Origin of the sequence: Bradyrhizobium sp. (assembly GCF_019244115.1) — a bacterium.
Lineage (GTDB): Bacteria > Pseudomonadota > Alphaproteobacteria > Rhizobiales > Xanthobacteraceae > Bradyrhizobium.
On record NZ_JAFATE010000158.1, the window covers coordinates 1 to 11,548 of the forward strand.

The 11,548-nt window shown below is 64.6% G+C and carries 12 protein-coding genes; 7 read left to right on the forward strand and 5 right to left on the reverse strand.

Annotation, left to right across the window (positions count from 1 at the left end):
- The first annotated feature begins 44 nt into the window (after positions 1–44).
- Complete coding sequence (locus JOZ76_RS07085; protein WP_291697920.1) at positions 45–713, forward strand: DedA family protein; 669 nt, start codon at positions 45–47, stop codon at positions 711–713.
- A gap of 12 nt (positions 714–725) precedes the next feature.
- Here the strand turns inward: JOZ76_RS07085 and JOZ76_RS07090 are convergent, their stop codons facing one another.
- Positions 726–1,949, reverse strand: coding sequence for a citrate synthase family protein (locus JOZ76_RS07090; RefSeq protein ID WP_291697911.1), 1,224 nt, complete (start codon positions 1,947–1,949; stop codon positions 726–728).
- A gap of 74 nt (positions 1,950–2,023) precedes the next feature.
- Here JOZ76_RS07090 and JOZ76_RS07095 point away from each other — a divergent pair, with 74 nt between their 5' ends.
- Positions 2,024–3,127, forward strand: coding sequence for a citrate synthase/methylcitrate synthase (locus JOZ76_RS07095; RefSeq protein ID WP_291697912.1), 1,104 nt, complete (start codon positions 2,024–2,026; stop codon positions 3,125–3,127).
- A 70-nt stretch (positions 3,128–3,197) separates the two neighbouring features.
- Here JOZ76_RS07095 and JOZ76_RS07100 read toward each other — a convergent pair whose 3' ends face one another.
- Positions 3,198–3,848, reverse strand: a complete 651-nt coding sequence (locus JOZ76_RS07100; protein WP_291697913.1) for a J domain-containing protein — start codon at positions 3,846–3,848, stop codon at positions 3,198–3,200.
- Between the two features lie 112 nt (positions 3,849–3,960).
- Here JOZ76_RS07100 and JOZ76_RS07105 point away from each other — a divergent pair, with 112 nt between their 5' ends.
- Entirely contained in the window at positions 3,961–4,233 is a 273-nt protein-coding gene (locus JOZ76_RS07105; RefSeq protein WP_291697921.1) for a BolA family protein, read from the forward strand.
- Positions 4,234–4,316: 83 nt separating this feature from the next.
- On the opposite strand, the gene JOZ76_RS07110 is transcribed toward JOZ76_RS07105, so the two are convergent.
- The 3 genes from JOZ76_RS07110 to JOZ76_RS07120 form a co-directional block, all read right to left on the reverse strand.
- Positions 4,317–5,624: an HlyC/CorC family transporter gene (locus tag JOZ76_RS07110; protein WP_291697914.1), complete on the reverse strand. Its 1,308-nt coding sequence runs from the start codon at positions 5,622–5,624 to the stop codon at positions 4,317–4,319.
- A gap of 82 nt (positions 5,625–5,706) precedes the next feature.
- Positions 5,707–6,855 carry a 3-dehydroquinate synthase gene (gene aroB, locus JOZ76_RS07115; RefSeq protein ID WP_291697915.1) on the reverse strand — a complete coding sequence of 383 codons (1,149 nt, stop codon included), beginning with the start codon at positions 6,853–6,855 and terminating at the stop codon, positions 5,707–5,709.
- Between the two features lie 10 nt (positions 6,856–6,865).
- Positions 6,866–7,483: a shikimate kinase gene (locus tag JOZ76_RS07120; RefSeq protein ID WP_291697916.1), complete on the reverse strand. Its 618-nt coding sequence runs from the start codon at positions 7,481–7,483 to the stop codon at positions 6,866–6,868.
- A gap of 202 nt (positions 7,484–7,685) precedes the next feature.
- Here JOZ76_RS07120 and JOZ76_RS07125 point away from each other — a divergent pair, with 202 nt between their 5' ends.
- The 4 genes from JOZ76_RS07125 to JOZ76_RS07140 form a co-directional block, all read left to right on the forward strand.
- Positions 7,686–7,832: a histidine kinase gene (locus JOZ76_RS07125; protein ID WP_291697917.1), complete on the forward strand. Its 147-nt coding sequence runs from the start codon at positions 7,686–7,688 to the stop codon at positions 7,830–7,832.
- Between the two features lie 105 nt (positions 7,833–7,937).
- Positions 7,938–8,894 (forward strand): site-specific tyrosine recombinase XerD, encoded by a 957-nt coding sequence (gene xerD / locus JOZ76_RS07130; RefSeq protein WP_291697918.1) that lies wholly within the window; start codon positions 7,938–7,940, stop codon positions 8,892–8,894.
- Between the two features lie 265 nt (positions 8,895–9,159).
- Complete coding sequence (locus JOZ76_RS07135; protein ID WP_291697919.1) at positions 9,160–10,110, forward strand: acetyl-CoA carboxylase carboxyltransferase subunit alpha; 951 nt, start codon at positions 9,160–9,162, stop codon at positions 10,108–10,110.
- Positions 10,111–10,394: 284 nt separating this feature from the next.
- A partial coding sequence (locus tag JOZ76_RS07140; protein WP_291697922.1) for a L,D-transpeptidase family protein occupies positions 10,395–11,548 on the forward strand: 1,154 nt, incomplete at its 3' end.

Here is an 11,548-nt window from a genome sequence, read left to right on the forward strand (position 1 = left end):
CCTGGGATCGCAACGGCGGGACTGACAAGCAGCGCAGGATTTTTGTGGCCACCTTCATCGATCCCCTCATTGCGTTCGTGTCGGCCCATGCGTGGCTTGCCTATCTGACGCTGTTCCTTGCGGCCTTGCTGGAGGCCGTGCCCGTCATCGGTTCGGTGGTTCCAGGTTCGACAGTGATTCTGGCTCTGAGCGCGCTGGTGCCGAGCGGCGACCTCAAGCTGGCATGGGTGCTGCTCGCCGCAATCGCGGGCGCCGTGCTCGGCGACGGCTCGGCGTTCTGGATCGGGCATCGCGCCCAGCGCGAGATCCTCGGCACCTGGCCGCTGTCGAACTATCCGCGCGTGATCGCCCAAAGTGAGGCCTTCTTCAAGAAATGGGGCACCTGGGCCGTTTTCTTCGCCCGCTTCGTGCCGCCGATCCGCGCGTTCGTGCCCGTCACGGCTGGCGCGCTCGACATGGCACCGGCACGCTTCTATGCCGTGAATATCCCGGCGATCCTGCTATGGGCGCCGGCCCATGTGCTGCCGGGCGTCCTGGCGATATCGGCCCTGCATCGCTATGGCGGCATCCCGCATCATGTCAGCCTCAAGCCCTACTGGATGATCGCGGTGATCGTCGGTGCGTTGATCGCCGCGCTCGTCACGTGGGCCATTCGCCGTCGCCAGAACGGCGCCGTCACGCCGGTAGCGGGACGCGTGACTGGCCAAGGCTGAGCCCCGACCCTCCTACCCGCCGAGGATAGCGGCGCCGCGTCCCGGTACTGGCCCGACATAGCGGGCGCGGGGCCGGATCAGCCCGCCCTGCAGCAATTGTTCGCTGGCATGGGCGATCCATCCGACGGTCCGCGCGATCGCAAAGATCGTCAGCTCGCTGCCCGCCGGCAGTCGCAGACTGTGCACCAGGACCGCGAGCACGTAATCGATATTGACAAATTCACCGGTCGCCTCCGCGATCCGCTCGGGGACTTCTTTGGTGAACTTGCGCGGCGCGCCTGCGCGCGCCAACGCCTCGAGAAGCGAGATCGCGCGGGGATCACCGCGCCTGTAGACGCCGTGACCGAAGCCAGGGAAGCGTTCTCCGAGCGCCACGCGCTCGCGGATGACCGGGGCGACGTCATTGTCAACCAGCATCTTGACCAGCCGCGAGGCGAGCACGCCGGCGCCGCCATGCTTCGGGCCTTTCAGGGCCGCAAGGCCCGCGATCACGGCATCGTAGAGGTTGAGCCCGGTGGACGCGGCGCAGCGGACCGTGAATGTCGACGCATTGAGCTCGTGATCGGCCAGCAGCACCAGCGTGCGGCGGATCAGATCGGCCGCATGCTTGTGCTGGGGCGCCCACGCCTCGGCGATTTGCAGATGCAGCGGCTCGGCGGAGGCTTCGCGATTGAGCATGGTCGCGAGTACCAGCCGCACGATGCGCCCGCCGACCATAGCGCGGCCATCGGGTGCACGGGTGAACGCCCGGGGATCGGCGCTGCCCGCCAACGCAAGCACCGCGATGCTCCGATCGATCGGCGCCGCGCGACGCGCGGCCTCCGCGATCGCGCGCATCTCGTCCGAGACCTGCGTAAGATTGTCCGCCGCGAACGGATCGACACCCGTGACATCCCACAGCAGTGTCGCGGCATGCTCCAGCGTATCGCGCGCGGCCAGATCGACGCAGTTCACGCCCCGGTAGATCGGTCCTTCCTCGGTGATGGTCGAAATCGCCGAATCCATCACCGGCAGCTCCGCATCGAAACTGCGCATGCCCTTCGGCTCGGGCGATGGCGCGCGGCGCTGCTTCAACCCCCTGACATCCTCGGCCCGGTAGCGATGGCTGCGCGAGTCCGGCGACGGCTCGGAGCGGATCAGGCCGCGGCTGACATAGGCGTAGAGCGAGGCTGGCGAGATCGCGAGCTCGGCAGCCGCCTCCCGGGCGGACAAATAGAGGGGGTCGTCTTTTTTCATATTGAGTAGCATAATCAAGGTTGATCAATATGTCGAGAGGACCGATCTTTCCCCCACAACAGGAGATCCGGTCCATGAACATGCAACTGACCAAGAGCCAGATCGGCCTGGACGGTGTCCCGGCCGCTGAAACCGTGCTGAGCCATGTCGATGGCGAGCGCGGCGAGCTCATCATCGCAGGCGACCATGTCGCCGAGCTTGCTGCCCAATCAAGTTTTGAGGGTGTGACCGCGCGGCTGTGGAATGCCGCAAGCGGCCGGGCTCTTACCGAGGCTAATGTGCGCGCCAGCCTCGGTGCTGCGCGAGAACGCGCATTCGCGCGGCTCGCCGACCTGCTGCCGGCAACCCACGGCCTGTCGATCGTCGACGGTTTTCGCGCTGCGATCGCTGCGCTACGGGCAGAGAACGGGCTCGAACCGGAGGCCGTGATCGTCGGCGCTTTTCCGGTGATCGCCGGTGCACTGGTGCAGCGCGCGGCGGGTGGCAACGCAATTGCGCCCGACCCGACCGCCAGCCACGCTGCCGACACGCTATCGATGCTGCTCGCCCGCAAGCCCGCGCCGCGCCAGGTCGCGGCGCTCAATGCCTATTTCGTCACGGTGTGCGATCACGGCATGAACGCCTCGACCTTCACGACGCGCGTGGTGGCATCGACGCAAGCCGACCTGTTCGCAGCCATTGCCGCAGGCTACTGCGCACTGACCGGCCCGCTGCATGGCGGCGCACCCGAGCCGGTGCTGGAAATGCTGGATGCCATCGGCACCCGCGAGCGGATCGCACCGTGGGTCGACGCAGCGCTCGCGCGCGGCGAACGGCTGATGGGTTTTGGCCATCGCATCTACAAGGTCCGGGATCCGCGCGCCGACGTGCTGAAGACGGCGATCGAACGGCTGGCCACCAATGGCACCGATCTGCCGTTCGCGAGCGAGGTCGAGACCTACATCCGAGAGGCGTTGCGACGCGAAAAGCCGGATCGCCGGCTCGACACCAATGTCGAGTTCTTCACCGCAATCCTGCTCGATGCGCTCGGGATTCCGCGGCAGGCTTTTACGCCGATCTTCGCGGTCGCCCGCGTGGCCGGCTGGACGGCACACGCGCGGGAACAGCAGCGCACCGGCCGCCTGATCCGGCCGAGCTCGCTCTATCTCGGGCCAAAACCGGCGCACGTGCCGGACTGACGATACGCGGGCGCGAGGCGAGACTTGTCGCCTCACCCCCGCTTGGCGCTTCATGATAAGCTGCGCGTGGTTAGCTCTCGCGGACGACGGTCTTGAGGTAATTATACGCCTTGATGATCTCGATCAGGCGATCCTCGGTCGAACGGTCGCCGCCGTTTGCGTCAGGATGGTGCTGCTTGACCAGCGCCTTGTACTTCACCTTGACGTCTTCGAGCGTCGCATCCGGACCGAGACCCATGACCTGCAGCGCCTTGCGCTCGGCATTGAAGACCTTGCGGCCTTCGGATTTCGGTGCAGCATTCGGTCCCGGCCGCCAGCGGCCACGGCCATTCAGCTCACTGAACATGCTGAAGGGATCGGACGCACCATCGAATTCGGCCTCGGCGCCGGCCTTGCCGCGCCCGGCGCTGGTATTGGCGCCCATTTTCCAGGTTGGCCGATGGCCGGTCAGCGCATCCTTCTGGTAGCGCGCGATCGCCTCATCATTCATGCCGGAAAAGAAATTGTACGACTGGTTATATTCGCGCACATGGTTGAGGCAGAAATGCCAATACTCCCGCGCGTTGTTCCGGCCCTTGGGCGCGCGATGCGAACCCTTGTCCTTGCAGTCGGGCCACTCGCACATCATCACGGTTTCGCGCGCGCGCGCCTGCTGCTTCGCGGCAGCCTTGTTGGGCTTGATGCGAATGGAGTCGAAGAATTTCGATGAATCGATCGGCATGTCTTCTTTGACTACGCAATCGCAAAGGCTTCAAGTCTTGACATTGCAAATTGCTCTCATCCGTCCTCGAGCCGTTGACGCGGCACCACACCTCATGCGTAAATTAGCGGCCATGAGCACCCAAAATGCTATCACAAAGAAGTTGCGCGAAGCTTTCTCGCCGGAAAGCCTCCAGGTCGTCGACGAATCACATCTGCATGAGGGACATGCGGGCCACCGCCCGGGCGGCGAGACGCATTTCCGGCTATATATCGTGTCGCCGGCCTTCAAAGGGAAGAGCCGCATCGAACGGCATCGCATGATCAATGCGACCCTTTCCGAGGAGCTCAGCGGTTCCGTCCATGCGCTCGCCATCCATGCGCAGGCCCCGGGGGAAACCGGCTGAGGGTCTGTCAAACGGCCGTAACTTTGCGGATCAGCATGCCCCACGCATGCGGGGCAGCCGCCCGAGAGCTTGCGGTACTCGGACTAGAACGCCGTTCCGGCGCGCTTCGGCTTCGGGTCATCAACCTCGCCATCGCGCGGCACCGGCACGATCCGCAAGGCAGTGATGCGGTTGCGTTCGCGGCGCAGGACGCGGAAACGGAAGCCGTGGAAGGTGAAACTCTGGCCGCGCTCGGGGATTGACCGCGCCTCATGAATCACGAGCCCGGCGACCGTGGTTGCCTCTTCGTCGGGCAGGCTCCAGTCCATCGCACGGTTGAGGTCGCGGATCGGCACTGAGCCATCGACCACGACAGAGCCGTCCGGCTGGGCACGGACACCGGCCACAACGACATCCTGCTCGTCGGAAATGTCGCCGACGATTTCCTCAAGGATGTCTTCGAGCGTCACGATGCCCTCGACCTCGCCATATTCGTCGACGACCATCGCAAAGTGGGTCTTGCGGCGGCGGAACGCCTTGAGCTGTTCCGATACCGGTCGCATCTCCGGCACGAACCACGGCGGCAGCGCGATCGCGGAAACGTCGATGTGCGAGACGTCGCCTTCGGAGGCGCGGATTGCGCGCAGCAGATCCTTGGCGTGCAGCACGCCGATAATGTTTTCAGGCTTGTCCCGCCACAGCGGAATGCGGGTATATTCCGAGGCCAGAATCTCGCGCACGAGTTCTTCGGCCGGCAGGTCGGCGTTGACGGTGACCATTTCGGTGCGGTGAATCATCACGTCGGAGACCTGAAGCTCGCGCAGGTCCAGCAGCCCGCCAAACATGTCGCGGTCCTGCTTCTCCACCTTGCCCTCGTGATGCAACAGATCGACCGCGCCGCGCAGGCGCTCGATCGGTGACAGCAGCGGCTGATTGGCACCGATCTTGACCCCGAACATCCGCATCAGCGCGCGCACGATGCCTTCGATCAGTGTCAGCGCCGGGCCGAGCACGACCACGGTGACCTGCATCGGACGGGCGACCGCCAGTGCGAGACGATCCGGTGCGTTGAAGGCAATGGTTTTCGGCAGCACTTCGGCGAAGATCACGACCAGGACGGTCATGACGGCGGTGGCATAGAGCACGCCGACTTCGCCGAACCAGCTTGTGAAGATGCTGGTGGCGATCGCCGACGCGCCGATATTGGCTATGTTGTTGCCGAGCAGCAGGGCGCCGATCAGCCGCTCACGCTGAGCGATGAGATCGGAGACGACGGCAGCATCGCTATTCCCCTGCTTCGACAGCCGCAGCATGCTCGCGCGCGAGGCGCCGGTCAGAGCGGTCTCGCTCGCAGCGAAGAACGCCGAAACCAGGAGAAGCAGCAGCACAATCGCGAATTCGATCCAGTCCATGATTAACTACATCTTTGATGCGTGATGCATCATTTTTCAGGCACGGCGGGCGTGCAAGTGGAGTGCGGCCGATCGCAGCAGCTCAAGTTCTTTGCGCGAGCCTGGCCTGCAGGAAGTCCCGCACCCGCCCCGGTTCGATATCCCGGGCGATGACGGCGCGGCCGACCGCTTCCAGCAGAATGAAGGTCAGTTTGCCGCGCTTCACCTTCTTGTCCTGTGCCATCAAGGCCATCAACGCATCGGCGTCCGCGAGCCCCTCCTGCGCGAAGCCGGCGATATCCTGCAAATGGGTCGGCAGCCCGACGTCAGCAAGGTGGCGCGCGACTCGCTCGGCGTCGGATGCGGCGATCATGCCGAGCGCGGCTGAAAACTGCGCGGCCAGCACCATTCCGATGGCAACGCCTTCGCCGTGGAACAAGCGATCGGAAAAGCCGGTTGCGGCTTCCAATGCATGGCCGAAGGTGTGGCCGAGGTTGAGGAGCGCGCGGTCGCCAGTCTCGCGCTCATCGCGCGCGACGATCGCGGCCTTGGCTCTGCAGGAGGTCGCAATGGCGTGTTCGCGCGCCGCCCCGCCCTTGAAGACCTCGGCATGATTGGCCTCCAGCCAGGCAAGGAATGCTTCGTCGCCGAGCACGCCATATTTGGCGACCTCGGCGTAGCCGGCGCGGAACTGGCGCGGCGACAGCGTGTCGAGCACCGCGGTGTCGGCGATCACCAGCACCGGCTGATGGAAAGCGCCAAGCAGATTCTTGCCCTGCGGCGAATTGATCCCGGTCTTGCCGCCGACGGACGAGTCGACCTGCGCCAGCAGCGAGGTCGGCACCTGCACGAAATCGACGCCGCGCCTCAGGATCGCGGCCGCAAAGCCGGCAAGATCGCCGACCACGCCGCCGCCAAGAGCGACGACGAGATCGTTGCGTTCGATTTTCGCGGCGATCAGCGCTTCAGAAACTTTTTCGAGGCCGGCATAGGTTTTCGAGCCCTCGCCCTCGTCAACGACGATCGCCGACGACCCGATACCGGCCTGCGCCAGCGCCGCCTCGGCCGGCGCGAGCCAGTGTTTTGCGACATTCCGATCAGTCACGATGGCGGTCCTCACGCCGGGCCGCAGCGCGGCGATCCGCGTTCCCAGCGATTGCAGGACGTCGCGACCGATGATGATGTCGTAGGCGCGATCGCCGAGCGCGACATCGACACGAATGGGATCGGAATGTTTTAGCGGCGCGGTCATCTTGCTCCCATCATGGCGGAGGATCTTGCGGCGGCATCGGTTGCGGGTTGCAAAGATAGGCGTGCAGCGCCTCGACGCATTCCTCGACGATTTTCTCATGCGGCACGTCGCGCGACATGATCGTCAGGTCCGCATGCTGGTAAACCGGTTCGCGCTCCGCAATCAGGCGGAGGACGGTCGCAGCGGGGTCGGCGGTTTGCAGCAGCGGGCGATCGGTCCGGCCGCGCCTGACCCTGCGCAGGATGACGTCGGCATCCGCTTTGAGCCAGATCGAGACCGCCTGGTTGCGCATGCGCTGGCGCGTCTCCTCGCGCTTGAGCGCGCCGCCGCCGGGCGCGAGCACCGCGGGTCCGCCGTCGAGCAGCCGCGCGATCACCCGCATCTCGCCATCCCTGAAATAGGGCTCGCCGAACTTCTCGAATATTTCCGGTATCGACATGCGATGGGCCGTCTCGATCTCGGTGTCGGCGTCGAAGAAAGGCAGCCGCAGCCGTGCCGCCAGACGCCGGCCGATGGTCGACTTGCCGGCCCCCATCATCCCGACCAGCACGATCAGGCGCTTGCCGAGAGCGGCGACGATCTCGCCCTCCCGGGACGGCCAAGCGGCAGCTGGTGACGTGTCGGTCATGATTGAGCCTGTTCGCCGCGGTCCTGCCGCGTTCCAGCCACCTATACTACCCGGGCCAATGCCCATGCTAGTGCCGACGCCTTTGGCTGGCCGGCGAATGCGTGCCGTGGCGACGCAATCGACGACGGCGGGAGGAGCCTTGCAAGGCGTGGGCGAACATGTTGGATGATCGCAAGGTTAATATCCCGCCTGAGGCGTCGCCATGCCCAGCCTGTTCCGTTTCCTGACCGTGCTCGCCGTGATCTGCGGGATCGTCTATGGCGCGATCTTCGCGCTCGCCAATTTCGTGACGCCGAAGCCGCGGGAAATGACCTTTACCATCGGACAGGACAAGTTTCTCAAGAAATAGGCCTTAGGTTTAACGCGATTGTCGTGCAAACCGGGTGCTCACTTGTCCGTATCATCGTCTAGGTTGAACAGCCCCGTTCGGGGGGAAGCCACGCGCGGCGCACCGATGCGTTCGAAACCATCCGATGCCAGACTGATCGACCTGTTCCTCGACATGCTGGCGGCCGAACAGGGCGCCGGCGAGAACACACTTGCCGCCTATCGGCGCGACCTCTCCGATCTCTCGGAATTTCTCGTCCGCCAGCGGCAGAGCGTTGCGGTCGCCGAGACCCAAAACCTGCGCGACTATCTGGCCGACCTCGATACCCGCGGCTTCAAATCGTCCAGCGTGGCGCGGCGATTGTCGGCGCTCCGCCATCTGTTCCGCTTCCTGCTGAGCGAGCGGATCCGCAGCGACGATCCCGCCGCGATCCTGTCAGGTCCGAAGCGGGGGCGGACACTGCCAAAAGTGCTGTCGATCGCCGATGTCGACCGCATGCTGCGGAAGGCCAAGGAGCTGACAGAAGCCCCGGGCGCCTCCGTGCTGCGGCGGCTTCGCGCCATGCGCCTGTATTGCCTCCTGGAGGTGCTCTACGCCACCGGCCTGCGGGTCTCCGAACTGGTCTCACTGCCGCGGTCGGCGGCGCGGCATGATGCCCGCATGATCGTGGTGCGCGGCAAGGGCGGCAAGGAACGGCTGGTGCCGCTGAACGACGCCTCGCGGCAGGCGATGAGCGACTATCTCGCGGCCATGGAGAGCCAGAAGGGCGGACGGAAATCGAGCGCCGTGACCGCAAAATGGTTGTTTCCATCATTCGGCGAAAGCGGCCATTTGACCCGGCAGCATTTTGCCCGCGACCTGAAGGAGCTCGCGACTGCCGCGGGCCTCGCACCGCGGCTGGTCTCGCCGCATGTCCTGCGTCATGCCTTTGCCAGCCACCTGCTGCACAACGGCGCCGACCTGCGCATCGTGCAGACGCTGCTCGGGCACACCGATATCTCCACCACCCAAATCTACACCCATGTGGTCGAGGAGCGGCTGAAGAGCCTGGTGCGCGACCTCCATCCCCTGGCCGAGAAATAAAGCGGTAACGAGACTTGTTCGAACCGCTGCCGGCGCGGCCAGACTGCCTATTAACGCGCGGCGTGCGCCTTGACTTCGGCGCACGATCCAACGAAAGAGCGTCGTCGTGCCCGCAAGATCCGCGGTCCCGCGCATCATCAGTAAGCGGGGCCGAGCCGAAGGGACAACAAGCTATTGAAAATGCGTGATTTTGGCCTGCGACCCGCCTCCGCTTCGCTGACCCTGAAGCGCATTGCCCCCCGTAACTGATTTGACGCCGGATCACATGCGCTCCTACCTCGATTTCGAAAAACCCGTCCTCGAGCTTGATTCCAAGATCGACGAATTGCGGGGGCTCGCAGGCGGCGGGACCGACATCAGCGAGGAGATCTCCAAGATCGAGGAGAAGGCGGCGCAGGCGCTCGCCGAGCTCTATGCCACCCTGACACCCTGGCAGAAGACGCTGGTCGCGCGCCACCCGCAGCGCCCGCATTTTACCGACTTCGTGAGCGGGCTGATCACCGAGTTCACGCCGCTCGCCGGCGACCGCAAATTCGCCGACGACGAGGCGCTGCTCGGCGGCTTCGGCCGCTTCCGCGGCGAGAGCATCTGCGTGATGGGCCAGGAAAAGGGCGCCTCGACCGAGTCCCGCATCAAGCACAATTTTGGCATGGCGCGCCCGGAGGGGTATCGCAAGGCAGTGCGGCTGATGGAGATGGCCGAGCGGTTCGGCCTTCCCGTGCTGTCGATCGTCGATTCCGCCGGCGCCTATCCCGGCATCGGCGCCGAGGAGCGCGGCCAGGCCGAGGCGATCGCGCGCTCGACCGACGCCTGCCTTTCGCTCGGCGTCCCCAACGTCGCACTGATCACCGGCGAAGCCATGTCCGGCGGCGCCATCGCCATCACCACGGCTAATCGTGTGCTGATGCTGGAGCATGCGATCTACAGCGTGATCTCGCCGGAAGCGGCGTCCTCGATCCTGTGGCGGGACGGAACCAAGGCCCAGGAAGCCGCCACCAGCATGAAGATCACCGCGCAGGACATGCTGCGCTTCGGAGTCATCGACACCATCCTGAAGGAGCCGGTCGGCGGCGCCCACCGCGATCCACAGGCCATGATCACGGCCGCGGGCGAGGCGATCGACTTAGCCTTCGTCGAATTGCGCAACCTCGATGCCGAGGCGATTCGCAAGCAGCGGCGGCAGAAGTTTCTCGACATCGGGCGGAAACTGAGCTGATTGGGCAACACTTCCTGTTGAAAACGCCGCGGCGAGCCGGTTTTGAAGCTTTTCAACCTTGATTCCCTCGAATTAGCCGCAATTCAGCCCTGAGGTGATTATTTAAGCTTTGTTGACTATGACCGATCCGCAACCTTGCGGCCTCGGCCGTTCAGGTTGCGGTCGAGGGGCCTAAGGGGTAAAGTTTTAATCAAAGGCTTCAGGGCACGAACGCGTTCGTGGGGTTGCGTGAATTGCCCGGTGGGGTTTGGAGCTCTGCATTGAACTACCGTTTGCTGGTCCGCATGCTCATGACATCGGCCGCGCTTGGCGCCGGTGCGCTTTTGGCCGGCTGCAACAGCGACGAGATCGCGCTCGCCACCAATGCCAAGGCCAACCAGCCCGTTTCGCCAAAGCTCGTCGCCGCGATGAACGAGAAGGACATGGATCTGCAATCGCCGATCCTGGTCCGCCTGTTCAAGACCGAGGCCGAGCTCGAGGTCTGGAAACAGGACCGCTCCGGCAAATTCGCGCTGCTGAAGACCTATCCGATCTGCCGCTGGTCGGGCGATCTCGGCCCCAAGGTGCGCGAAGGCGACCGGCAGGCGCCGGAGGGTTTTTACGCGATCACGCCGGGCCAGATGAACCCGCAATCGGCCTATTACCTCTCCTTCAACACCGGCTATCCGAACGCCTATGACCGCTCGCTCGGGCACACCGGCTCGCAGCTGATGGTGCATGGCGACTGTTCCTCGCGCGGCTGCTACGCGATGACCGACGAGCAGATCGCCGAGATCTATTCGATGGGACGCGAGTCGTTCTTCGGCGGCCAGAAGTCGTTCCAGTTCCAGGCGTACCCGTTCCGGATGACGCCGCTCAACATGGCCAAGCACCGGAACAGTCCGAACATGGCGTTCTGGAAGATGATCAAGGAAGGCTATGATCACTTCGAGGTCACGCATCAGGAGCCGAAGGTCGACTTCTGCGAGAAGAAATATGTGTTCGATGCGGCCAAGCCGCCGGGCGCGACCAGCGATCCGGTTTTCAATGCGTCGGCAAAATGCCCGGCCTATGTGATCCCTGACGATATTGCCGAGGCGGTGCGCCAGAAGCAGCAGGATGACGAGGCCGAATATGGCAAGCTGGTTGCCAAGGGCACCCCGGTCGCCAAGCTGAACACCGGCATCGATGGCGGCATGAACCAGGTGTTCGCCTCGAAGGTGCCTGGCGCCTCGACCGGCCTGTCCGAGGGTGGCGACGGCCAAAACCTGTCGCTCGCGTTCTCGACGATGCCAGGCACGATTCCTGGCACGGTCAACCCGCCGCGTGCACCTGATGATGCGGCTGCGGTCGTAGCCGCGGCTCCGGCCGCGCAGCCGGCGCCCGTTGCCGCGCCCGCGCAGACCCGGGTCGCTTCCGCATCGCCATCGGGCGAGAAGTCCGAAGGCTTCTTCGTCAG

Excerpts from the sequence above, each read along its gene's own strand:
- JOZ76_RS07090 (WP_291697911.1), bottom strand. The coding sequence starts at position 1,949 with ATGAAAAAAGACGACCCCCTCTATTTGTCCGCCCGGGAGGCGGCTGCC.
- JOZ76_RS07095 (WP_291697912.1), top strand. The coding sequence starts at position 2,024 with ATGAACATGCAACTGACCAAGAGCCAGATCGGCCTGGACGGTGTCCCG.
- JOZ76_RS07100 (WP_291697913.1), bottom strand. The coding sequence starts at position 3,848 with ATGCCGATCGATTCATCGAAATTCTTCGACTCCATTCGCATCAAGCCC.
- JOZ76_RS07105 (WP_291697921.1), top strand. The coding sequence starts at position 3,961 with ATGAGCACCCAAAATGCTATCACAAAGAAGTTGCGCGAAGCTTTCTCG.
- JOZ76_RS07110 (WP_291697914.1), bottom strand. The coding sequence starts at position 5,624 with ATGGACTGGATCGAATTCGCGATTGTGCTGCTGCTTCTCCTGGTTTCG.
- aroB (WP_291697915.1), bottom strand. The coding sequence starts at position 6,855 with ATGACCGCGCCGCTAAAACATTCCGATCCCATTCGTGTCGATGTCGCG.
- JOZ76_RS07120 (WP_291697916.1), bottom strand. The coding sequence starts at position 7,483 with ATGACCGACACGTCACCAGCTGCCGCTTGGCCGTCCCGGGAGGGCGAG.
- JOZ76_RS07125 (WP_291697917.1), top strand. The coding sequence starts at position 7,686 with ATGCCCAGCCTGTTCCGTTTCCTGACCGTGCTCGCCGTGATCTGCGGG.
- xerD (WP_291697918.1), top strand. The coding sequence starts at position 7,938 with ATGCGTTCGAAACCATCCGATGCCAGACTGATCGACCTGTTCCTCGAC.
- JOZ76_RS07135 (WP_291697919.1), top strand. The coding sequence starts at position 9,160 with ATGCGCTCCTACCTCGATTTCGAAAAACCCGTCCTCGAGCTTGATTCC.